Annotated in this window: 23 protein-coding genes; 8 read left to right on the forward strand and 15 right to left on the reverse strand. The window is 67.0% G+C overall.

Going from position 1 to position 22650, the window contains the following annotated elements; all coding sequences use genetic code 11:
- Window positions 1–49 precede the first annotated feature (49 nt).
- Both EAH68_RS02505 and EAH68_RS02510 read right to left on the reverse strand, forming a co-directional pair.
- Window positions 50–1513, reverse strand: coding sequence for a glyceraldehyde-3-phosphate dehydrogenase (locus tag EAH68_RS02505; RefSeq protein WP_126119732.1), 1464 nt, complete (start codon window positions 1511–1513; stop codon window positions 50–52).
- 63 nt (window positions 1514–1576) lie between these two features.
- Window positions 1577–2491 (reverse strand): NAD(P)H-dependent flavin oxidoreductase, encoded by a 915-nt coding sequence (locus EAH68_RS02510; RefSeq protein ID WP_126119733.1) that lies wholly within the window; start codon window positions 2489–2491, stop codon window positions 1577–1579.
- On the opposite strand from EAH68_RS02510, the gene pth reads away from it, so the two are divergent.
- The 3 genes from pth to EAH68_RS02525 all read left to right on the forward strand — a co-directional run bounded on the left by pth (window position 2490) and on the right by EAH68_RS02525 (window position 5389).
- The gene (pth, locus tag EAH68_RS02515) at window positions 2490–3149 is read left to right on the forward strand and encodes an aminoacyl-tRNA hydrolase (RefSeq protein ID WP_439647601.1); all 660 of its coding nucleotides are present in this window, start codon (window positions 2490–2492) and stop codon (window positions 3147–3149) included. The genes EAH68_RS02510 and pth overlap by 2 nt on opposite strands.
- Window positions 3150–3401: 252 nt before the next feature.
- Window positions 3402–5036, forward strand: coding sequence for a peptide chain release factor 3 (locus EAH68_RS02520; RefSeq protein ID WP_126119735.1), 1635 nt, complete (start codon window positions 3402–3404; stop codon window positions 5034–5036).
- A complete protein-coding gene (locus EAH68_RS02525; protein ID WP_126119736.1) occupies window positions 5036–5389 on the forward strand; it encodes a hypothetical protein in 354 nt (117 codons plus the stop codon). Before EAH68_RS02520 ends, EAH68_RS02525 begins: the two co-directional genes overlap by 1 nt.
- A 2-nt stretch (window positions 5390–5391) precedes the next feature.
- Here the strand turns inward: EAH68_RS02525 and EAH68_RS02530 are convergent, their stop codons facing one another.
- From EAH68_RS02530 to aceA, 3 genes are all read right to left on the reverse strand, one after another.
- Entirely contained in the window at window positions 5392–6054 is a 663-nt protein-coding gene (locus EAH68_RS02530; protein ID WP_126119737.1) for a hypothetical protein, read from the reverse strand.
- Between the two features lie 50 nt (window positions 6055–6104).
- On the reverse strand, window positions 6105–6602 hold the full coding sequence (rraA, locus tag EAH68_RS02535) for a ribonuclease E activity regulator RraA (RefSeq protein WP_126119738.1): 498 nt from the start codon (window positions 6600–6602) through the stop codon (window positions 6105–6107).
- A 111-nt stretch (window positions 6603–6713) separates the two neighbouring features.
- A complete protein-coding gene (aceA, locus tag EAH68_RS02540) occupies window positions 6714–8006 on the reverse strand; it encodes an isocitrate lyase (RefSeq protein WP_126119739.1) in 1293 nt (430 codons plus the stop codon).
- A gap of 476 nt (window positions 8007–8482) precedes the next feature.
- On the opposite strand from aceA, the gene glcB reads away from it, so the two are divergent.
- A complete protein-coding gene (gene glcB / locus EAH68_RS02545) occupies window positions 8483–10681 on the forward strand; it encodes a malate synthase G (RefSeq protein ID WP_126119740.1) in 2199 nt (732 codons plus the stop codon).
- A gap of 27 nt (window positions 10682–10708) precedes the next feature.
- Complete coding sequence (locus tag EAH68_RS02550; protein ID WP_126119741.1) at window positions 10709–11797, forward strand: DUF6882 domain-containing protein; 1089 nt, start codon at window positions 10709–10711, stop codon at window positions 11795–11797.
- Here the strand turns inward: EAH68_RS02550 and EAH68_RS02555 are convergent.
- The 3 genes from EAH68_RS02555 to EAH68_RS02565 all read right to left on the reverse strand — a co-directional run bounded on the left by EAH68_RS02555 (window position 11794) and on the right by EAH68_RS02565 (window position 14126).
- Window positions 11794–12252, reverse strand: a complete 459-nt coding sequence (locus EAH68_RS02555) for a DUF6194 family protein (RefSeq protein ID WP_126119742.1) — start codon at window positions 12250–12252, stop codon at window positions 11794–11796. The two genes, EAH68_RS02550 and EAH68_RS02555, sit on opposite strands and share 4 nt — an antisense overlap.
- Window positions 12253–12462: 210 nt before the next feature.
- Window positions 12463–13113: a DUF1648 domain-containing protein gene (locus EAH68_RS02560; protein WP_126119743.1), complete on the reverse strand. Its 651-nt coding sequence runs from the start codon at window positions 13111–13113 to the stop codon at window positions 12463–12465.
- Window positions 13110–14126: a 3-hydroxyisobutyryl-CoA hydrolase gene (locus EAH68_RS02565; protein ID WP_126119744.1), complete on the reverse strand. Its 1017-nt coding sequence runs from the start codon at window positions 14124–14126 to the stop codon at window positions 13110–13112. Before EAH68_RS02565 ends, EAH68_RS02560 begins: the two co-directional genes overlap by 4 nt.
- 33 nt (window positions 14127–14159) lie before the next feature.
- Here EAH68_RS02565 and EAH68_RS02570 point away from each other — a divergent pair, with 33 nt between their 5' ends.
- Window positions 14160–14951, forward strand: a complete 792-nt coding sequence (locus tag EAH68_RS02570; RefSeq protein ID WP_126119745.1) for an HAD family hydrolase — start codon at window positions 14160–14162, stop codon at window positions 14949–14951.
- Window positions 14952–14958: 7 nt separating this feature from the next.
- Here the strand turns inward: EAH68_RS02570 and ppk2 are convergent, their stop codons facing one another.
- Window positions 14959–15819 (reverse strand): polyphosphate kinase 2, encoded by an 861-nt coding sequence (gene ppk2, locus EAH68_RS02575; protein ID WP_126119746.1) that lies wholly within the window; start codon window positions 15817–15819, stop codon window positions 14959–14961.
- Between the two features lie 16 nt (window positions 15820–15835).
- Complete coding sequence (locus tag EAH68_RS02580; RefSeq protein WP_126119747.1) at window positions 15836–16159, reverse strand: putative quinol monooxygenase; 324 nt, start codon at window positions 16157–16159, stop codon at window positions 15836–15838.
- Between the two features lie 23 nt (window positions 16160–16182).
- Between EAH68_RS02580 and EAH68_RS02585 the strand changes: the two genes are divergently transcribed.
- Window positions 16183–16521 carry a hypothetical protein gene (locus EAH68_RS02585; RefSeq protein WP_126119748.1) on the forward strand — a complete coding sequence of 113 codons (339 nt, stop codon included), beginning with the start codon at window positions 16183–16185 and terminating at the stop codon, window positions 16519–16521.
- A gap of 9 nt (window positions 16522–16530) precedes the next feature.
- On the forward strand, window positions 16531–16992 hold the full coding sequence (locus EAH68_RS02590; protein WP_126119749.1) for a TlpA disulfide reductase family protein: 462 nt from the start codon (window positions 16531–16533) through the stop codon (window positions 16990–16992).
- On the opposite strand, the gene EAH68_RS02595 is transcribed toward EAH68_RS02590, so the two are convergent.
- From EAH68_RS02595 to EAH68_RS02615, 5 genes are all read right to left on the reverse strand, one after another.
- Window positions 16989–18797 (reverse strand): ABC-F family ATP-binding cassette domain-containing protein, encoded by a 1809-nt coding sequence (locus EAH68_RS02595; RefSeq protein WP_126119750.1) that lies wholly within the window; start codon window positions 18795–18797, stop codon window positions 16989–16991. The genes EAH68_RS02590 and EAH68_RS02595 overlap by 4 nt on opposite strands.
- Window positions 18798–18871: 74 nt before the next feature.
- Window positions 18872–19828: a 4-(cytidine 5'-diphospho)-2-C-methyl-D-erythritol kinase gene (locus tag EAH68_RS02600; RefSeq protein WP_126119751.1), complete on the reverse strand. Its 957-nt coding sequence runs from the start codon at window positions 19826–19828 to the stop codon at window positions 18872–18874.
- Window positions 19825–20700 carry a 16S rRNA (adenine(1518)-N(6)/adenine(1519)-N(6))-dimethyltransferase RsmA gene (gene rsmA, locus EAH68_RS02605; RefSeq protein WP_126119752.1) on the reverse strand — a complete coding sequence of 292 codons (876 nt, stop codon included), beginning with the start codon at window positions 20698–20700 and terminating at the stop codon, window positions 19825–19827. The genes EAH68_RS02600 and rsmA overlap by 4 nt, the downstream gene beginning before the upstream one ends.
- Before the next feature lie 34 nt (window positions 20701–20734).
- Window positions 20735–21268 (reverse strand): type 1 glutamine amidotransferase domain-containing protein, encoded by a 534-nt coding sequence (locus tag EAH68_RS02610; RefSeq protein WP_126119753.1) that lies wholly within the window; start codon window positions 21266–21268, stop codon window positions 20735–20737.
- Window positions 21269–21336: 68 nt separating this feature from the next.
- On the reverse strand, window positions 21337–22467 hold the full coding sequence (locus EAH68_RS02615; RefSeq protein WP_126119754.1) for a resuscitation-promoting factor: 1131 nt from the start codon (window positions 22465–22467) through the stop codon (window positions 21337–21339).
- Window positions 22468–22650: the final 183 nt, after the last annotated feature.

The raw sequence follows: 22650 nt of genomic DNA on the forward strand, positions 1-22650 counted from the left end.
CGGCTGCTACGCCATCCGCCGGGATTTCTTCACCGCTTCGTGACCGGAACTACTTCAGTGCGACAGCCTCGAGGCGGCGCGGGTAGATCTCCGGGCGGGCGCCGGCGAGCTCCTCGACGATGCGGACGACCTGGTTGGAGTAGCCGAACTCGTTGTCGTACCAGACGTAGAGCACGAGGTGCTTGCCGCTGGCGATGGTCGCCAGACCATCGACGATGCCGGCGTGGGTGGAGCCGACGAAGTCGGTGGAGACGACCTCCGGGGACTGGATGTAGCTGATCTGCTGGCGCAGGTTGGAGTGCAGCGAGACCTTGCGGAGGAAGTTGTTGACCTCGTCGCGGTCAACCTCCTTCTCCAGGGTCAGGTTGAGCACCGCCATGGAGACGTTCGGGGTGGGCACGCGGATGGCGTTGCCGGTGAGCTTGCCCTCGAACTCGGGCAGGGCCTTGGCGACGGCCTTGGCGGCGCCGGTCTCGGTGAGCACCATGTTCAGGCCGGCGGCGCGGCCACGACGGGAACCCTTGTGGAAGTTGTCGATGAGGTTCTGGTCGTTGGTGAAGGAGTGGACGGTCTCGACATGGCCGTGGACGACGCCGTAGCGGTCGTTGATGACCTTGAGCACCGGGGTGATGCCGTTGGTGGTGCAGGAGGCGGCGGTGACGATCTTCTCGTCGCCGATCATGTCCTGGTTGATGCCGTAGACGACGTTGATCAGGTCGCCCTTGCCCGGCGCGGTGAGCACGACGCGGGACACACCCTTGGACTCGAGGTGCTGGGACAGACCCTCGCGGTCACGCCAGCGACCGGTGTTGTCGACGACGATGGCGTTGTTGATGCCGTAGGCGGTGTAGTCGACCTCGGCCGGGGAGTTGGAGTAGATCACCTGGATCCTGGTGCCGTTGGCCCAGATGATGTCGTTCTCCTCGTCGACGGTGATGGTGCCGTCGAAGGCACCGTGCACGGAGTCGCGACGCAGGAGCGAGGCGCGCTTGACGATGTCGTCCTCGCTGTTCTTGCGTACCACGACAGCGCGCAGGCGGACACCACCGTAGGTGGCCTCGCGGGCGATGAGGATGCGGGCCAGGAGGCGGCCGATGCGGCCGAAGCCGTAGAGGACGACGTCGGTGGGGTCGTTCTCGCTGTGGGTGCCGACGACCTCGGCGAGTTCCTCATCGAGGTAGGCGCGCAGGTCGGTGCCGCCGGACTTCTCGAAGCCGGTGGCCAGGCGGCCGATGTCGAGCGAGGCGGTGCCGAGGTTCATGTCGACGAGCTCGCGCAGGATGGGCAGGGTCTGGGTGAGCGGGAGCTCACGGTCTGTGACGCGACGGGCGTAACGGTGCGACTTGATGATGTCGGTGTCCTTCACGCCGACGAGCAGTCGTCCGAAGATGGAGACGACCACGTCGTTGTTGCGGTGCAGCTGGCTGATCAGCGGCAGCATCTCCTGAGCTAGAGCGACTTTCTCGTTCCAGTCGATCTGATGGTTCTGCTCAGGCTGCGCGTTGGCGGTCACTGCGGTTCTACCTCCGGGTGTAAGGGGGAAACTTCCCCTTGACTCTAGCCTGAAAACTTTTATTCATACCATCAGACGTGATACAAGCTCGGCAACGGTGCCCTCGGTGAGCTTCTCGACACCCTCACCCACCAGACAGTAGGGCTGCTCGGGCGTCAGCGGCCGCAGGTAGGGGTAGATCGGCGGCATGTCCGGGTGCTGTCGCGTGTAGTCGGTCGCCAGGCCCCGGGCGACCCGTCCGGTGAAGGCCCGGCTGTCCACCGATTCCCCGCCCTGCCGCAGCAGCTCCCGGTTGGCTGCGGAGGTGCCGGCTTCCTCGGCGAGCAGGAAGGCGGAGCCGCAGGACACCGCAACCACCCCGGGCAGCGCCAGGGCGGTGGCGACATCAGCCCGGTCGCGGATGCCCCCGGCGGCCACCAACGGCAGGTCCACGTCAATGGCACGCACCAGCTCGGGCAGGGAACGCCGATCAGGTTCCTCCGCCACGGTCCAGGTGGAGCGGTGTCCGCCGGCCTCCGGTCCCTGGACCACCAACGCATCTGCCCCCAGTTCCGCGGCGGTGCGCGCGTCCTCCGGGTTGGTCACCGTGATCCAGGCGGCGATGCCCCGGGCATGCAGCGCCTCTATCTCCGGCCGTCGGAAGGGTCCGAAGGTCGCGGAGACGACCGCGGGCGGGTGCGGGGCGTCGAGAAGCGCGGCGAATTTCTCGTCGAAGCCGCTGCTCAGGTCCACCTCGGGGAGGGGGCGTCCGGCGGCGATGCGTTCGACGTCGGCAAGCGAGGTGAAGGGAACCTGGCGGGTGAACAGGTTGACGCCGTAGGGGCCGGTGGCCTCCGCCAGCTGGGCACGCAGGACAGCGGCGGGGGCACCCCCGGTGGCGAGGAAACCCAGCGATCCGGCTGCAGCGGCGGCGTTGACCAGCTGTGGTGTCGAGGGGCCGCCGGCCATCGGCGCGATGATGATCTGCGGAATGTCCATGTGTGAGACACTAACGGACGTGTTCAAGCTCCTCGACCTGTTCCGCCGCAAGAAGACGACCCCCGCCGCAGCTCCCGTGCAGCGGGAGCTGAAGGCCGACTGGATCATCCTCGGTCTGGGCAACCCGGGGCTGAAATACGCCTCAACACGCCACAACGTCGGCTACATGGCGGTCGACGATCTGCTGGCGGAGGGTGGGGACCTGCTGGAGCCGGTGCCCGGCACGAAGGCCCACGCCGCACAGCTGCGCATCAGCGACCGGGACGTGCTGGTGCTGCGCTCCACCACCTTCATGAACCTCTCCGGCGAGGCGGTGGCCCCACTGGCGCAGAAACTCGGGGTGCCGGCGGAACGGATCATCGTCATCCACGACGAGCTCGATCTGCCCACCGGCAAGGTGCGGGTGAAGCTGGGCGGCAACGAGAACGGCCACAACGGCCTGAAGTCCTGTTCCGAACTGCTGGGCACGCGCGATTACCTGCGGGTGCGCATCGGTATCTCCCGCCCGCCGAAGGGTATGGCGGTGCCGGATTACGTACTCTCCCCCGTCGAGGGCGGCGCGGAGCTGGACGCCGCGGTGGCCACGGCCGCCGAGGCCGCCCGGATGCTCGTGGAACAGGGACTGCACAAAACCCAGAACGAGATCCACGCCCGGTAGAATTCTCATCCCCGTTTCATGATGGTTTCATCTGCGGGCGGTGTGATGGGGGTGTGCCGGAAAACCGGACACTCCCTCCACAGACAAGGACACCGTCATGAACTTCCAGGCTCTGCTGTCCCTCCTCGGACTCTCCTCCCGGATCGACTGGGATGACTGGGACGACATCTTCGACGACTAGTCGATCCCCGCACGGCCGCTGCCGCCTCCGGTGTGACCCGGGGGTACGGCAGCGGCTACGCTGTTCTCATTATGAGCACCACTGCCGAAGCGGCCCGCCGCCGCACATTCGCCGTCATCGCGCACCCGGATGCCGGTAAGTCCACCCTGACGGAGGCGCTGGCCCTGCACGCGCACATCATCTCCGAGGCGGGTGCCACGCACGGCAAGGCCGGCCGCAAGGCCACCGTCTCGGACTGGATGGAGATGGAGAAGGACCGCGGCATCTCGATCGCGTCCTCCGCCCTGCAGTTCGAGTACGCCCCCGAGGGTCATGCAGGCGACCCGTACATGATCAACCTGGTGGACACCCCGGGTCACGCGGACTTCTCGGAGGACACCTACCGTGTGCTCACGGCCGTTGACGCTGCCGTCATGCTCATCGACGCCGCGAAGGGCCTGGAGCCGCAGACCCTCAAGCTCTTCCGCGTGTGCAAGGCACGTGGTCTGCCGATCATCACCGTGATCAACAAGTGGGACCGTGTCGGCCGGGAGCCGCTGGAGCTGGTCGACGAGATCGTCCGCGAAATCGAGCTGCAGCCCACCCCGCTGTTCTGGCCGGTCGGCGAAGCCGGTGACTTCCGTGGCCTCGCGCGCGTCAGCGAGGAGGGGGAGGTTGAGGAGTACATCCACTTCACCCGTACCGCCGGTGGTTCCACCATCGCCCCGGAGGAGTTCTACTCCCCCGATGACGCCGCCGCGCGTGAGGAGGAGGTCTGGGAGACCGCCGTCGAGGAGGCCGAGCTACTGGCCGCCGATGGTGCAGTCCACGACCAGGGCCTCTTCGAGCAGTGCGTGACCTCCCCGCTGATCTTCGCTTCCGCGATGCTCAACTTCGGCGTGCACCAGATCCTGGACACCCTGTGCGCCATCGCGCCCGCCCCGCACGAGCGGGCGAGCGATCCGGCGGCGGTGGCGGCGTCGACAAGCGCGATGGATGAGGTCCGCGAGCTGGACGACGAGTTCTCCGGCGTGGTGTTCAAGGTGCAGGCGGGCATGGACCGCAACCACCGCGACACCCTGGCCTTCATGCGGGTGGTCTCCGGCGAGTTCGACCGCGGCATGCAGGTCACGCATGCACAGTCGGGTCGTAGTTTCTCCACCAAATACGCGCTGACCGTCTTCGGCCGCACCCGCGCCACCGTCGAGACCGCCTTCCCCGGCGATATCGTCGGCCTGGTCAACGCCGGTTCACTGGCACCCGGCGACACGATTTACGCGGGCCGGAAGGTCCAGTTCCCGCCGATGCCGCAGTTCGCCCCCGAGCACTTCCGTACCCTGCGGGCGAAGTCGCTGGGCAAGTACAAGCAGTTCCGCAAGGCGCTCGAGCAGCTGGATTCCGAGGGCGTGGTGCAGATCCTGCGCAACGACGTCCGTGGCGAGGCCAACCCGGTCATGGCGGCGGTCGGCCCCATGCAGTTCGAGGTCATGCAGGCCCGCATGGAGCTGGAGTACAACGTGGAGACGATCACCGAGCCGGTGCCCTACTCCGTGGCCCGGCGCACCGATGCCGAATCGGCGGCCGAGCTGGGCCGCCAGCGCGGCGTGGAGGTGTTCACACGTACCGACGGCGAGCTCATCGCCCTGTTCGGTGACAAGTGGAAGCTGGCCTTCATCGAGCGTGAACTGCCGCACCTGACGATGGATCCCCTGGTGGCCGACGACTGATGGCGCTGTTCCGCCGGAAAGAGCTTGTCGACGTCCCCGCGCACCTCACCGAGGTCGCGCTCGGGCACCTGCAGGTGCACACGGCCGAGTCCCTGGTGATCATCACCCTCGGTGTGGCCGACGTTGCCCTGCTTCTCGGCGCCCTCAGCTCCCCCACCGCACTGTCCGCTGGGGGCAGGCGGGTGGTGCTGGTCCCGGTGAAGGATTCCCGCCTGGTGCCCGCCCATGACCCCAAGCGGGGCTGGATCATCCCCGTCACCCGTGCGGTGGCCGCTGAGATCACCTCAACGGTGCCGGCGGAGCCGGGTGGCTACGAGCTCGACGGGCTGAACGTGGCCTTCATCGTGGAATAGCGCTACAGCAGCGTCGCAATACCGAAGACCGTGAGCGCGACCGCCACCACATAACCCGCGATCCTGACCATGAGCTCCTGCCGGACACGCATGTACTCGAAGGCCCGGCCGAAAGGACTGTAGGGGTAGGCACGGACCATCCCGACGAAGAAGGCGGAGAGGGCCGGCAGGCTGAGCGCCAGGCTGGCGTAGAAGATCAACCCGACGTAGCGCACCGCAGGCCCGTAACCACTGACGGAAAGGAAGGCCAGGCCGGTGAAGAAAGGCAACGACGTCGCCGACTGGGTGACCCCCAGCACGAAACCCACGCCGACGGTCTTGACCGACGGTTCCTTCAGCGGGCCGAGCAACCGCCGGACCAGGGCGGAATCACCGTTTCCGGAACTGCGTACCGTGAGCACGAGGGTGATCAGGCCGGTGGCGATGAGCAGTATTCCGAAGACCGGCGATTCCAGCGCCCGCTGCACCAGGTCCCCGAGCCCGTCGAAGATGAGCATGGTGACCAGGGCGAGGAGGAACACCCCCAGCCAGTCACCCGCGATGAGGAGGGTGACGATGCGCCGGTAGCGACCGGTGCGTGGCAGCATCACGCCCAGGGCGACGATGACACCGATGAGCAGCGCGTTGAGGGAGTCCAACAGCGCGAAGGACACGGCCTGGAACAAGGATGCCGCCCTTTCCGGGGAGAGCTGGCGGGTGGGGGTTCCCGACGATTCTATACAGCCGGGTCCGGGACCGGTTCCTCGGTCACGACGATCCCGTCGGCGTCGGCGTAGAGGATGTGGCCCGGCACGAAGTCGACGCCGCCGAAGGATACGGTCACGTCCTTCTCCCCCGCCGCGTCCTTGGCGGACTTGCGCGGGTTGGTGCCGAGCGCCTTGGTGCCGATCTCCAGGGTGCGGATGACCGCGGAATCGCGGACCGCGCCGAGGATGACCACACCTGCCCAGCCGTTCGCCACGCCGGCGCCGGCGATGAGGTCACCCATGAGCGCGGTGTGGAGGGAACCCTGTCCGTCAACGACGAGCACGCCGCCCGGGTTGGGGGTGTTCAGTGTCTGCTTGACCAGGCCGTTGTCGTGGTGGCAGCGGATGGTGGTGATGGAGCCGCAGAAATCGGTGATACCCCCGAAGTCCCGGAACTGGGTATCGCAGGAGCGGACGTCCTCACCGATGATGTCGACGAGGTCGGCGGTGGGAATGAAGGTGGTCATGCGTGTTTCTCCTTGATCTGGTGCGGGAAGCACGAAGGCGGCGTGCCCGTGATGGTTCACGGTGCACGCCGCCTTCGGCATCAGCTGTCGAATACTGTCAGTTCTGTTGTATTAGAACTGGCCTTCCTCGGTGGAGCCCTTGAGGGCGGTGGTGGAGGACAGCGGGTCGACGGTGGTGGCGATGGTGTCGAAGTAGCCGGCACCGACCTCACGCTGGTGCCTGACGGCGGTGAAGCCGCGCTCCTCGGCAGCCTTGAACTCACGGTTCTGCAGGTCGACGAAGGCGGGCATGCCCTCGCGGGCGTAGCCGTGGGCCAGGTCGAACATGCCGTAGTTCAGGGAGTGGAAGCCTGCCAGGGTGATGAACTGGAAGGTGAAGCCCATCGCGCCCAGCTCCTTCTGGAACTTGGCGATCTCGTCCGCGTCGAGGTGTGCGGACCAGTTGAAGGACGGGGAGCAGTTGTAGGACAGCAGCTGGTCCGGGAACTCCTCGTGGACGCCGTCGGCGAACTTCTTGGCCAGCTCGAGGTCCGGGGTGCCGGTCTCCATCCAGATCATGTCTGCGTACGGGGCGTAGGACTTCGCACGGGCGATGCAGGGCTCGAGGCCGTTCTTGACGTGGTAGTAACCCTCGGCGGTGCGCTCACCGGTGATGAACGGCTTGTCGCGCTCATCGACGTCGGAGGTGATCAGGGTGGCGGCCTCGGCGTCGGTGCGGGCGATGACGACGGTCGGGGTGTCGGCGACGTCAGCGGCCAGGCGGGCGGAGGTCAGGGTGCGGATGTGCTGCTGGGTCGGGATGAGCACCTTGCCACCGAGGTGGCCACACTTCTTCTCGGAGGCCAGCTGGTCCTCCCAGTGGGTGCCGGCGGCACCGGCGTTGATCATGGCCTTCTGCAGCTCGTAGACGTTGAGTGCGCCACCGAAGCCGGCCTCACCGTCGGCGACGATCGGGACCAGCCAGTCCTCGACGGAGGTGTCACCCTCGACGCGGGAGATCTCGTCGGCGCGCATCAGCGCGTTGTTGATGCGGCGGACGACGCTCGGCACGGAGTTGGCCGGGTACAGGGACTGGTCCGGGTAGGTGTGGCCGGAGAGGTTGGCGTCGCCGGCGACCTGCCAGCCGGAGAGGTAGACGGCCTGCAGGCCGGCGCGGACCTGCTGGACAGCCATGTTGCCGGTGAGGGCACCCAGGGAGTTGATGTAGGAGCCGTCGCGCTTGGAGACCTTGTCCCACAGGATCTCGGCGCCGCGGCGGGCGAGGGTGTGCTCCTCGATGACGTTGCCCTGGAGCTGCTCCACCTGCTCAGCGGTGTAGTCGCGGGTGATGCCTTCCCAGCGGGGGTTCTCGTCCCAGTCCTTCTGGATCTCAGCTGCGGTACGTGCCTGGCCGGTAGTGGTCATGGAGAGGACTCACTTTCCTGTCTTGTTCGCCGGCTCAGCCCGTGGGGCTGCCCGGCGTAGGTATGGAGGAGGGTTCCACCTGCGGGATCTGCATCCGCTCTCGGTGGCGTGACTCACACAGTGCCCTTAAAAGTGCCCGCCGTCAATGGCTGGGGCCGTCCAAATTATGTGCGGGGGTAGTGGGGGTTTTTGCTAATTTTGTTAACCCCACAACTCCCGGAGGTCGAATGTCCGGTTGACTCCCAACCCCATGGCCTGCACAAATGAATCGAAACCAAAAGTGCAGGTACGGCCGCACAGCCCGCCAAAGTCATGCGAACAGACAGGTGAGACCGACGTCATATCAGGGGTAGTGAGCGGCTAAATCCGCGAAACCATTTACCCCGTGACTGGAATCACTTAGGGTGGGGACATCGCCTAGTATGCGAGTGTTTCCGCATTTCTTCAGATTCCCAGACCCGCCAAGGAGCATTCAGATGACTCAGACTGAGTTGAAGGACACCACCGAACGCATCGAGGTCGCCGGCCTTCAGGTTGCCAAGGTCCTGCACGACTTCCTCGCCAATGAGGTCCTCCCGGTCGTGGGCGTCGACGCCGACGAGTTCTGGAACGGTTTCACCGAGATCGTCAGAGATTTCACCCCGCGGAACAAGGAACTGCTCGCCCGCCGCGACGAGCTGCAGGCGAAGCTCGACGAGTACTACCGCGCCACCCCCGGCCAGCCTGACCCGGCCCAGCATGAGGCTTTCCTGCGTGAGATCGGCTACCTGGTCGACGCGCCGGAGGAGGGCGAGATCCGCACCCGCGGCGTCGACGACGAGATCGCCATCATGGCCGGCCCGCAGCTGGTCGTCCCGATCCTCAACGCCCGTTTCGCCCTGAACGCCGCGAACGCACGCTGGGGCTCCCTCTACGATGCCCTCTACGGCACCAACGCCATCCCCGAGGATGACGGTGCGGAGAAGGGCAGGAGCTACAACCCGGTCCGCGGCAGGAAGGTCATCGCCTGGGGCCGTGACTTCCTGGACAAGGCCGTCCCGCTGGAGGGCGCCTCCCACGCCGATGTCGACCGCTACGACATCACCGCCGGCTACCTGGTCGCCCGTGTCGGCGATCAGGAGCACCGCCTGCAGGACAAGACCGCCTACCGCGGTTTCACCGGTGATCTCGAGGATCCGTCCTCCATCCTGCTGCGCAACAACGGCCTGCACATTGAGCTGCAGGTCGACCCGTCCACCCCGGTGGGCAAGGACGACAAGTGCGGCATCAAGGACATCGTCCTCGAGTCCGCCATCACCACCATCATGGACTTCGAGGACTCCATCGCCGCGGTTGACGGTGAGGACAAGACCCTCGGCTACCGCAACTGGTTCGGCCTGAACACCGGTGAGCTGAAGGAGGAGGTCGCCAAGGGCGACCGGACCTTCACCCGCACCCTCAACCGCGACCGCAACTTCATCGGCCGCAACGGCACCGACATCCGTCTTCACGGCCGTTCCCTGCTCTTCGTCCGCAACGTCGGCCACCTCATGCAGAACCCGGCGATCCTCGTTGACGGCGAGGAGATCTTCGAGGGCATCATGGATGCTGTCGTCACCACCGTCGCCGCCATCCCGGGCCTGGACGTCCGCAACCCGCTGCGCAACTCCCGCACCGGCTCCATCTACATCGTCAAGCCGAAGCAGCACGGCCCCGACGAGGTCGCCTTCACCAACGACCTGTTCGCCCGCGTCGAGGACCTGCTCGGACTGCCGCGCTACACCCTCAAGGTCGGCGTCATGGATGAGGAGCGCCGCACCTCCGTCAACCTGGATGCCTGCATCATGAACGTCGCAGACCGCCTGGCGTTCATCAACACGGGCTTCCTGGACCGCACCGGCGATGAGATCCACACCTCCATGCAGGCCGGCGCCATGGTCCGCAAGGCTGACATGCAGAAGGCCCCGTGGAAGCAGTCCTACGAGGATTCCAATGTCGACTCCGGCCTGGCCCGTGGTCTGTCGGGCAAGTCCCAGATCGGCAAGGGCATGTGGGCCATGACCGAGCTGATGGCTGAAATGCTGGAGGCCAAGATCGGTCAGCCACGTGAGGGTGCGAACACCGCCTGGGTCCCCTCCCCCACCGGCGCGACCCTGCACGCCACCCACTACCACCAGGTCGATGTCTTCTCCGTCCAGGACGAGCTCAAGGCGAAAGGCCGCCGGGACACCTTCCACGGCCTGTTGACCGTCCCCGTCTCCCCCTCCACCGACTGGTCCGAGGCGGAGAAGAAGGAGGAGCTGGACAACAACTGCCAGTCCATCCTGGGCTATGTCGTCCGCTGGGTCGAGCAGGGTGTCGGCTGCTCCAAGGTCCCGGACATCCACGACATCGACCTCATGGAGGACCGCGCGACCCTGCGCATCTCCTCCCAGCTGCTGTGCAACTGGCTGGTCCACGGTGTCGTCACCGAGGAGGAGGTCCTCGAGTCCCTCAAGCGCATGGCGGAGGTCGTCGACCGCCAGAACGAGGGGGACCCGGCCTACCTGCCGATGGCCGTCGACTTCGACTACTCCATCGCCTTCCAGGCCGCCAAGGACCTGATCCTCAAGGGCACCGAATCCCCGTCCGGTTACACCGAGCCGATCCTGCACGCCAAGCGCCGCGAGTTCAAGGAGCGCCAGGGCATCAAGTAGGACCGGGGGCTCAGATATCCTGGGCCCATGGATCTGCCCGCCCCCACCTCGCTCACTGACCTGCGCACCGACGGTGCCCTCGCCCAGGCGGACATCGACGCCGCCTGGGCCCGGGAGATGGGGACATCGGGGGTGGAGTTCACCGGCGACATTGCCCGCGTGGGGGCGCGGGACCTGCCGGCCACCGAGGTCGCCCGGATCACCGACGGCCGGTGGGAGTGGAGCCGGCACCATGAGCTGGACATCCCGGAGCTGCATGCCCCGCAACCGGCTTCCGATGAGCTGCTCAGCGCGGCCCGCACCCTCCACGGCAACGTGCCTGTCCTGCTCGCCCCGTCCGCCGGGGCGACGCGGGTGCTGGCCCTGGGTTTCCGTTCTGAGCCCGGTCCGATCCGCAGCGTGCTGACGCTGGGGTTGGCCGGACTCGACTCGCGTCTCGACGCCCGCCGGGCCCTGCTCTCCTACGCCGCCACCCGCGGCCTGGGGGTGCGCTCCAGTGCGACGAGCTTCGACTTCTCCGACGGCACGAAGGTCCTCTTCGACGGCGACCTGCCGGTGGTGGTCTCCGGCGGGATGGATCTGGCCGAGGTGCGTGCCGACGCCCACTTCTTCGCAGCCGAACACCAGCTCCTGTTCAACGGCACTCTCCCTGATCCGCGCATCAATCTCGACATCGCGCGGGGCCGGGCCCTGCTCAACGAGCAGGTGGAGGCCACGGCCCTCATCGTCGCCACCGTCACCGCCGACACGTGGACCTGGGCGTGGGCCGACCCGAACCTGCCACCCGGCCCGGCGGAGAATCTGCGGCGCTTCGGTATCGACAACGGCATCCTCGACATGGCCCGTCCCAGACTCTCCCTCGACCGGGCCCGGCTCCTTGGTCTGACGGATGCGGTCAAGCCGGTCCTGGGCATGTGGACGCACGCCTTCGTGCCCCTGAATAAGGAGACCACGGGCGTCGTCCTGCTCGACGCCCCCGCCCTCCGCCTCCCCGGCCCGGACGCCCCGACCACCCCCGCCGCGGTGGCGGCGACCCTGCAGGCCCCGCTCGCCACCGATCTGGACCAGCAGCGGGCCCGGGCATCCTATGCCCGGCTACGGGGTGTGGACATCTAACGCCGTTCGACACGGGATTGGTCGGCCAGGTGGGCGTCGAGAAGCGCTGCCGTGGCCCGCGACAGGGTGTTGTCTCCTGGATTGACCACGGAAATCCAACCGTAGGCCCCGTAGAGCGGGTGGGGGAAGAATACGTCAGCGACGCCGAAGTCGACACCGGTCGAGTCGATGTCCTCGACGCCGAAACCCAGGATCTCCGCGAACTGGGCCCGTCCGACATGGATGTTCAACCGCCACCGGTCGGGAAGATCGAGGTGTGATCCGGTGTCGTCCGGATAATTGTCGGTGATGATCGTTGCGTAGGGCTGCCGGTTCGTCGGCAGCTCTCCGTCCGGGGCGTAGTAGAAGAAATGGTCTCCCCACGAGACCTCCGGGTGTTCACTGCCGGTCTGGGGTGCGAGTTCCATCACCCCGGGGAAGTTTCTGATTGTTTCAAGTACCTGTTCCATGGACATGGTTCAAGCTTAAAGTTGAAGTGCTTACGGAGGGTTGCCACCGTGAACGAATACTCACTCAGTGGCCTGGCGGCGCGATCGGGGAGATCCTCGTCCCCATCCGCCAGTTCGGTGATGTTAGTCAGGCAACCGATGTGCTCCGGAAACGACTCCAGTCGATCACTGTGCAGTCGGAGGCCCTGATCCGCGCCAGTGCAGACCTTCTCGACCTCATGCCAGCGCCGCCACCGTGACGAGCACGATCATCGGCCCGAGCAGCATCGCCAGGATCCCCCACGCTCCGGGGCGGGCGAAGTTGAGGGTGGTGTAGGAGCCGTTCTCCAGGGAGACCATCGTTTCCGGGTCATCGGCATTGAAGTAGAAACCCCAACGGGTGCGCTTTTCCTTCTCCTCCGGCGGATGCGCGGCATCGATGGTACGGCTGACCAGGCGCATCCGCCAGGCCATCACAGCGGTGGCCAGGAGGATGCCGCCCAGCAGACCCCAGCTGACCACTGGCCCGTGGTGGCCGAGCAGACCGGCAGTCACCCCGGTCGCGATGAAGGCGGCCAGGACAAAGAGCCAGGCGGCGATCACGGGGCTCATCAACCGGGCAGACAGCTGCTGCCGTTCCCCTGCGTCCCGGGCGATGGCGTTATTGAGTCCGCTCACCCCCGCACCCACCACCAGCAGGATCATGGGCCCCATCCCGACCAGGCCCAACGCGGTGCCCAGTGACTTACGTGCCCAGCCGTCCGGTTGCCCGTCCAGCCCGAAGTGGGTCGGCATGGGATCCGGCACGAGGTGGAAGTTGAGTACCAGGTATCCCCAGCAGCCCAGCAGCACCGCGAGAATGCCGAGGTACCAGCCCCACACCTTCACTGCAGCACGGCGCGGTAGACGTTCGGGTCCGGGACGGGGCTGAACTGCGGATCACGGGTCTTGTCCACGAGCACGGCGCGCACGCCCTCCAGAAAATCGGGCTGGCGGCGGACGAGCTCACCGAGGCGTTCCTCGTTGTCCAGGCCGTGGCGCAGGTCAGGGGCGTCCCGGTTGGCGGCGTAGAGCTCGGCGGTGGCGAGAATCGCCGACGGGGAACCGCCCGCCATGAGCACGCGGACGGCGGTGACGAAGTCCTGGTCGGCGTGGGTGGCCAGGGCGGCGTCGATATCCGCCCAGGTCACATTGGAGAAGACCTCCTCGATGCTCTCCCGCCACTCGGCGAGGCGGGACTCCTCCGCCACCACGGTCGCGTGGGTGGTCAGCGCCTCCTCGACCCCGAGGTCAACGACATCCCCGGTGAAGGCCGCCGCGTCGGCGACCATGTGGGTGGCCAGGCCGCAGTAGAGCATGTCGGCGGCGGTGAGCCGGTAACCGGTCAGGCCGATGAAGGCGCCGAGGGCGGGCGAGGAGCCCGGCCAGCGCTGGGAGGCCCAGGAGATGCCGACGTCGGTGATGTAACCGATGGCCATCTCCGGCATGGAGGCCCACGCCTGCCCCGTGACCACGCGGTGGGAGCCGTGGGCGGACACGCCCAGCCCGCCACCCATGGTGATGCCGTCAAGTACCGCGATATAGGGCTTGGGGTAGCCGGCGATGAGGTGGTTCATCGCGTACTCGTCCGAGAAGAACCGGTCGGCCCGTTCCTCCTGCCCGGCGAGGATCTCCTCACGGACGTGGCGGACATCGCCACCGGCGCAGAAGGCCTTCGGGGAGGTCGAGGTGATGAGCACCTGGGCGACGGATTCATCGTCCCGCCACTCCTCCAGGGCGCGGGTGATGATCTCCACCATCTCCGGGTTGAGGCTGTTGAGCGCCCTGGGACGGTTGAGTTCCAGAACGCCGGTATGGTGGCGGACGGAGACGAGCACGGGCGTTTCAGTCTGTGTGGTCATGTGCACAGCCTACCGACGGGAAGGTCATATTTTATGGAGTTCCGCCTCATCGCCCTCGACATGGACGGCACGCTGCTCGACCCCGAGGGCCGCATCCCCGACACCTTCTGGGAGGTCCTCACCGAGGCCCGCTCCCGCGGCATCGCCGTCGCACCGGCCTCCGGCCGCCAGCTGGCCACACTGCGTTCGATGTTCCCCGGCGAACACGACCCGGGAACCTTCATCGCCGAGAACGGCACCTGCGTATTCCATGAGGGCGGCATCGTGTCCACCACCCTGCTGAACCCCACCATCGTCCGCTCCGTCATCGCCGCCTGCGGCGAGGAGGAACTCGACCTGGTGGTGTGCACCCCCGACGTGGCCTACCACCTGCCCACCGTCAGCGAGACGACCCGGACCGAGCTGCAGAAGTACTACGTGTCCCGGGAGCAGGTGCCGGATCTGCTGGATGTCGCCGACGCCGACGTGATCAAGCTGGCGATCTTCACCAGCCACGACGCCGAGGAATACGCCTACCCGCCGCTGCGCCGGGCCGCCCCCGACGCCAACGTCGTGGTCTCCGGTGCGCACTGGGTCGACATCATGTCAGCTGAGGCCGGCAAGGGCCGGGCGCTGACTGCGCTGGCGGAGGAACTGGGCGTGGAGAAGCACGAGATCCTCGCCTTCGGCGACTACCTCAACGATCTGGAGCTGCTGCAGGCCGCCGGCACGGCCTACGCGATGGAGAACGCCCACCCGGAGATCCGGGCCATCGCACACCACATCGCCCCACCCAACACGGAGGCCGGTGTGGTAACCGTGCTTCGGGGGATGCTGGGCATGTGAGCCGGTGCTACCGCTTCTTCTTCGCCTTCTTCTCCACGAGCCGGGAGGCCACGTCGGGGACATAGTGGAACTCGGCACGCGGCGGGCGCGCATAGCCGTTGTCCGAGGTCGGGCGCTGCGGGATCTCCGGCAGCGGCCGGTCGATCCTCTCGTAGGGGATCGTCGACAGCAGATGGCTGATGACATTGATGCGTGAGCGCTTCTTGTCCTCGCTCTCCACCGTGTACCAGGGGGCGGAGGGGATGTCGGTGTGGATGAACATCTCGTCCTTCGCCCGCGAGTAGTCCTCCCAGCGGGTGATCGACTGCAGATCCATCGGTGAGAGCTTCCAGCGGCGCAGCGGGTCCTCCAGGCGCGACTGGAAACGCGCCACCTGCTCCTCGTCGGAGACCGAGAACCAGTACTTGCGCAGCAGGATCCCGTCCTCCACCAGGAGACGCTCGAAGATGGGGGCCTGGTGCAGGAAACGGCGGTACTCCTGCGAGGTGCAGAAGCCCATCACCCGTTCCACACCCGCCCGGTTGTACCAGGAACGGTCGAAGATGACGATCTCACCGGCGGTGGGCAGCTTCTCCACATAGCGCTGGAAGTACCACTGCCCCTGCTCCCGGGAGTTCGGGGCGGGCAGGGCCTCGATGCGCGCGCTGCGCGGATTGAGGTACTGGGTGATCCGCTTGATCGCGGAGCCCTTGCCGGCGGCGTCACGGCCCTCCATGATGATGACGACACGGGCACCGGTCTCGACCACCCACTGCTGCATGTCCACCAGTTCGGCCTGCAGACGTTTGAGTTCCTTCTCGTAGGCCTTCTTGTTCAGCTTCCCTGGTGGCTTGCGGCGGTCAGTGATGTCGGTGTCCTTGTTGCCCATGGTTCCGAGAGTACCGTCAGCCGACCTGGAATTCGGCCATGCGGTCCCAGTCGGTCTTGCCCTCGATGAGGGTGTTGATGATCTGCGGGGTCTCACTCAGGATCTCCGGGAACATCTCCCCGGCCTTCCTGAAGTGCTCCGACTGCACGTGCGCCTCGGCGCCGTCATCGTGGAAGGCCTCGATGAGGATGTACTCGGCCGGGTCATCGGTGTTGCGGGACCAGTCGAAGAAGATGCAGCCGGGCTCCGCGCGGGTGGCGGCAGTGAACTCCTCGACCAGCTCGCGGAAATTCTCGACATACTCGGGAAGCGGACGGAATCGGACATTGATCAGGATCATGCGGACCATGATAGGTGTCCGGCGTGAGAAACGCTCTGCCGTGGTGTTCGATGGACAGGAAAGACAGTCCCTTCCTCAAGGAGATTCCGGTGGCCACCTTCCTGCGCCTGTTCCTGAAGCCCTACAACGTGGTCGGCCCGAAGGGAATCGACTACAAGGCCTTCCACATCGACCCCGGTATGACCACCGAGAAGGTGGAGCAGATGATCGCCGACGCCGCGTGGGACGAGGAGATCGTCCTGCGCGTGGTGCTGCGGGACCTGCCCTTCCCCGTCCCCTTCGGTTTCCGGAAATGTGACTGGTCCGGCTGGATGGTGCACCCGCTCCCCGATCCCGATCTCAGCGGCGGCATCTCCGGCTAGGCTGTGACCATGGCCACGTACGAGCCCCTGGATTTCGATGTCAGCCACTGGTTCAACTCCGGGCCGCTGAGCCCGGAGGACCTGCGGGGGAAGGTCGTGCTCATCGAGTTCTTCCAGATGCTGTGCCCGGGCTGCGTCAACCACGGCATCCCCCAGGCCCAGCGCGTGCACCGCATGGTCAAGGGCGATCAGGTCGCGGTGATCGGCATCCACAGCGTCTTCGAGCACCATGAGGTCATGACCCCCGAAGCGCTCGAAGTCTTCCTCTCCGAGTTCGGGGTGAGCTTCCCGGTGGCCGTCGACAGGCCCGGCGCTGGGGTCCTGCCGGCGACGATGCGTCGTTGGCGGTTGGAGGGCACCCCCACCACCATGCTCGTGGACCGGCAGGGCCGGGTACGCCAGACGTGGCTCGGTCAGATTGATGACCTGGCGCTCGGCATCTGGCTGGGCACGCTGCTGGCGGAGGACTAACCCTCCAGCTGCTCCCCAACCTCGAGCCACTCCATCTCGAGTTCCTCGTATTCGGTGCGGGCCTCGTTGAGGGCGGCGTTGGCGTCGGAGATCTTGCCGTAGTCGGGGTCATCCGAGGCGGAGAGCACGGCCATCTCCTGCTCGAAGGTGGCTATGCGGTCGTCGATACGCGACATCTTGCGTTCCAGGGCGTTGAGCTGCTTCTTCAGCTCACGCTCCTCCTGGGAGCTCAGTCCGGACTGCTTCTCGACAGCCGGGCGGTCCTTCTCCCCCAGGTCGAGCGGGGCAGAGCCCTCCGCCTCCGCCATCTGGCCGCGGATCTCGAGGTACTGCTCGATACCGCGCGGCAGGTTGGTGAGATTCCCGTCGCCGAACAGTGCCCAGGTGGTGTCCGTGACGCGTTCGATGAGGTAACGGTCGTGGGAGATGACCACGAGGGTGCCCGGCCAGGAATCAAGGAGGGACTCCAGTTCCTGGAGGGTGTCGATGTCGAGGTCGTTGGTGGGCTCGTCGAGGAGCAGTACGTTCGGCTCCGCCATGAGCACGCGCGTCAGCTGCAGGCGGCGGCGTTCACCACCGGAGAGGTCCCCCACTGGGGTGCGCTGGCGTTTCGGGGAGAAACCCAGGCGCTCGGCGAGCTGGGAGGCGGACATCTCCTTCTTGCCCAGCTGCACGTAGGTGGCGACGTCCTCGACTGCGTCAAGAAGCGTGCGCCTGGGGTCGAGGTCATCGAGTTCCTGGCGCAACCAACCGAGGCGGACCGTCTGCCCCTCGATGCGTTTGCCGGAGGCCAGCGGGTGCTCGCCGGCGAGGGTACGCAGGAGCGTGGTCTTGCCGGAGCCGTTGACACCGACGAGGCCGATGCGCTCGCCGGGGGCCAGGCGCCAGGTGAGGTGGTCGACGAGCATCCGCCCGTCCAGGGTCTCGACGCGGGCGTCCTCAAGCTCGATGACGACCTTGCCCTGCCGCTGCCGGGAGAAGGCCATGAGCTCGACGGAGTCACGCGGTGCCGGCACGTCGGCGATGAGCGTTTCGGCGGCCTCGACGCGGTAACGGGGCTTCGAGGTGCGCGCAGGTGCGCCACGCCGCAGCCAGGCGAGTTCCTTGCGCGCGAGGTTCTGGCGCCGCTGCTCGATGGCGTCAGCCTGCCGGGCGCGCTCCGCCCGGGCGAAGACCCAGTCGTTGTAGCCGCCTTCGTAGATGTCGACGCGGCCGTCGTGCACCTCCCACGTCATGGTGGCGATGGTGTCCAGGAACCAGCGGTCGTGGGTGACTACGACGATGGCCATGCGCCGGGAGATCAGGTGCTCCGCCAACCACTGCACGCCCTCGACGTCGAGATGGTTGGTCGGTTCGTCGAGGACCACCAGGTCAAGGTCACGGACCAGGGCCGCAGCGAGGTTGACGCGGCGCCGTTCGCCACCGGAGAGACCGCCGACCTTCGTGTCCAGGCCCAGCTCGGCCACGCCGAGACCACCGAGGACCTCACGCACGAGCGCGTTGGAGGCCCACTCGAAGGTCTGCAGGCCCAGCGGGGCGAGAACGACGTCGGCGACGGTGTCCTCATCGTCGAGGTCCGCGCGCTGGGTGACCACCGCCATGCGCAGGTTGGAGGTGTGGGACACCCGGCCGGAGTCGGGCTCCTCGATGCCGGTGAGGACCTCCAGAAGGGTGGTCTTGCCGCCGCCGTTGAGTCCGACGACGCCGATGCGGTCGCCGGTCTGCACGCCGAGGCTCACGCCGTCGAGGAGGGTCTTGAGCCCCCAGGTCTTGGAGACATTCTCGAGATTAATCAGATTCGCCATATCAACTGCATATTCTATGCTGCTGCGGCCCTCCGGCGGGAAAACTCATGTCGGGGGTGCATGCCACGGCGTACTCAGTCGATGACGTGGGCGCCCTTGCCGGGGCCGTGGGCGGTGGCGCCGGAATAGGCGCTGCCGTCGGCGAGCAGGTCGTCGACGAGGTCGCGGGCCTGCAGCTGCGAATCGCAGAGGAAGGCGACCGTGGGGCCCGAGCCGGAGACCATGGCCGCCAGGGCGCCGGCCTGCCTGCCCACATCCAGTGTGCGGGCGACGTCGCGGCGCAGCATGATGGCGGGGAGCTGCAGATCATTGGTCAGGGTGCCGGCGAGTTTCTCCGGATCACCGGTCATCAATGTGCGGGCCAGGTCCTCGGTGTGCAGGGAGGGTCCGCTGGTGATGCCCTCGGCGCGCAACCTGTCGAGTTCCTGGAACACCGCCGGGGTGGACAGTCCCTCCCGGAAGAAGATCAGCGCCCAGTGGTAGGTGCCGCGGGAGAGCATCGGTGTCAGCTGTTCGCCGCGGCCGGTGCCGAGCATGGTGCCGCCACGCAGGGTGAAGGGCACATCGGAGCCCAGCTCGGCGGCCAGCTCCAGCAGGGTGCCCATGGGCAGGGCGGGGTATGTCTCGCTGAGCAGTGCGTGGGTGGCCACGAGGGCAGCCGCGGCGTCGGCGGAACCGCCCGCCATGCCGCCGGCGGTGGGGATGCCCTTGTGGATGTTGATGTACACCCGCGGGGCCTCCTCCAGCCCGAACTGGACGCGGTAGTGGTCGACGAGCTTATCGACGGCCCGCCACGCCAGGTTTCCCGCATCGCGCGGCACCGAGGCCGCATCCAGGCCGTTGACGGTGAGCGCCCCGACGATGCTCCCGGAGGCCACCGTCTCCTCCGCGGAGATGTCGAGCGTCACCGTATCCGCCAGGCTGAGGGACTGGAAGACGGTGACCAGGTCGTGGTAGCCGTCCTCGCGCAGATCCCCCACCCCGAGGTGGAGGTTGATCTTGGCGTGGGCCCGGGCACTGATGCGCCTCATGAGGTGATCCCCGCCAGCCGGACGAAATCGTGGACGGTGAGCTTCTCGCCGCGCAGCTGCGGGTCGATGTCCGCCGCCCGCAGGGCCTCCTCGGCGGCGGTGGCGGAGCCGTAGTGGCCGGCGAGCGCGGCGCGGAGGGTCTTGCGGCGTTGGGCGAAGGCGGCGTCGACAACCGGCCAGACCACGGCCCGGGATTCCTCATTGACCGGCCAGGGCTCGGTTCCGGGGGCGAACAGGTCGATGCGGACCAGGCCGGACTCGATGTTCGGGGCGGGCCAGAACACGTGGCGGCCGATGGCGCCGGCGCGGCGGACATCACCGTAGAAGGCGGCCTTGACGCTGGGCACGCCGTAGATCTTCGAGCCGGATGCCGCTGCGAGGCGGTCGGCGACCTCGGCCTGCACCATCACCAGCACCCGGCGGATGCTCGGGAAGGTGGCCAGAAAGTGCAGCAGCACCGGCACGGAGACGTTGTAGGGCAGGTTGGCCACCAGGGCGGTGGGCTGCCCCAGGTCCTCCGGGGCTACGCGCAGGGCATCCTTCTGCACGACCGTCAGCCGGTCGGCGTACTGCGGGGCGCGGCTGGCGACGGTGGCGGGCAGTTCGGCGGCCAGGCGCCGGTCGATTTCCACGGCCGTGACCTTCGCCACGGTGTCCAGCAGCCCGAGGGTGAGGGAACCGAGACCGGGCCCCACCTCCACGACGTGGTCGGCGGGGTCGAGGTCCGCGGCCGCGATGATCCGACGCACCGTGTTCGGGTCGTGCAGGAAGTTCTGGCCGAGCTTCTTCGTCGGGGTGACGTCGAGCTTCTCCGCCAGGGCGCGGATCTCCACGGGGCCGAGCAGGTCGGCGGGCTGGTCACTGGAGGTCATGCAACCAATCTAGACCACCCGCAGCGGTTGACGGCTACCGCGCACCGGCGGCGAACTGCTCCAGGATCTTCTCGTTGAAGGCGGGCAGGTCCTCCGGGGTGCGGGAGGAGACCAGCCCGTTGTCGACGTGGACCTCCTCATCCACCCAGGTGGCACCGGCGTTGCGCAGATCCGTCTTCAGTGAGGGGTAGGAGGTGAGGGTGCGTCCGGAGAGCACGTCGGCGTCGGTGAGGATCCAGCCGCCGTGGCAGATCACGCCGACGGGTTTGCCGGCCTCGACGTGCTTCCTCACGAAGTCGACGGCGGCCTCATCCATGCGGATCCTGTCGGCGTTACCGGTGCCGCCCGGCAGGATGAGGGCGTCGAATTCGACCGGGTCGGCGTCGGCGGTGGTGGCGTCGACGGTGACCTGCGTGCCGTTCTTGCCCTCGATGGTGCCGGCCTCGGTGGACAGGATGGTCACGGTGGCACCGTGCTCACGGACGGCCGCAACCGGGCTGCTGAGCTCGGAGTCCTCGAAGTTGTCGGTGGCGATGACCGCGACGCGGATGTTGTTCAGGTGGGACATGGGGATTACCTCTCGCATGCGTTGGGCTGAATATCCTTCCGCCACCCGAGGGTAACCAGATTCCGCGGCTAGCGCAGACCCATCTTCGCGGTGCAGGCGGGCCACGCGCCCCAGCCCTGGCCTGCCTGGGTTTTCTCGGCGATGGCGATCTGCTGCTCGCGGGTGGCCAGGTTGGCGGTGGCCGCGTACTGGGTGCCACCGTAGGCGGCCCAGGTGGAGGGCGAGAACTGCAGACCACCCTGGTAGCCGTTGCCGGTGTTGATGGACCAGTCACCGCCGGACTCGCACTGGGCGAGGGTGTCCCACACCGAACCGCCGGCCACGGAGGGGGCGGCCTTGGTGCCGCGGGAGATCTTCGCCGGGGTGGCGGGGGCGAGCTCGACCTCGTTGATCTGCTCCCGTTCAGACTCCACGCCGTTGACTGTGGTGATGCGGGTGGTGACCTCACGGCTGCCCGGGGCGCCCTCGACGAGGACCTTCTCGCTACCCTCTGCGGACTCCGGATCGTCGACGTACTCCGGCTCGGCGTCGAAGGACTCCGTGACGGTCTCCTCCGCGACGGCCACACGCTCGATCTCGACCCTGGCGTTCTTGGTCAGCGGGGAATCCAGGTCCGGGGTGACGCGGTCGTGCTCACCGAGTTCGATACCGCGGTCATTGAGCAGGTCACCGACGGTGGAGGCGGCGATCTCGGTGTAGACGACCTTCCCGCCGTCGTTGAGGGCGACGATCTTGGGGGTGGTGATGTCCACGCGCATGCCGTCGGTGAGGCGGGTGTCGCCGTCCTCGGCGGTGCGGGCGGCCGGGGTGAGACCGTCGAGCTGGCCGACGAGGTCCTCGACGGTCAGCGCGGTGGAGGTGATGTCGGTGGTCTCACCGTCGATGACCACGGCGACGGGCTTGGCGGTGCGGACGGTGATCTCCGCCCCCTCGGCCAGGGACTCGCTCGGTGCCGGGTAGACCAGGTCATGCTCGCCGAGGGTGACACCGGCGGCCTTGAGTGCGCCGGCGACATCGCGGGACAGGGTGGTCAGCTCGGTGGCCTCACCGTTGATGTCGAGGGTGACGTCCTTCTGTGCACCGACGACGGAGACACCGCCGACGAGCAGGGCACCCATGACCCCGCCAGTGGCGAGCCGCTTGACGGTGGAGGTACCGGAGTTGATCCGCGTGATTCGTGAAGTGTTCTTGATTCCCATGGGGTTACGTTCTCGATCTCGGTCGGGGAAGGCGTTGGGTCCCGGTTAGCGAGATGCCGTCCGTTACCGCTCGTTGATCACAGTACGGTAACAGTTGGATGCCATTCAGGGAATCGACGACACGCCGGAACCCGCGGACACGTCACCCACCCCGCTCCATAAGTGCTGGAACACGCAGCGCAC

It is taken from the genome of Corynebacterium hylobatis (assembly GCF_003955685.1).
GTDB lineage: Bacteria > Actinomycetota > Actinomycetes > Mycobacteriales > Mycobacteriaceae > Corynebacterium > Corynebacterium hylobatis.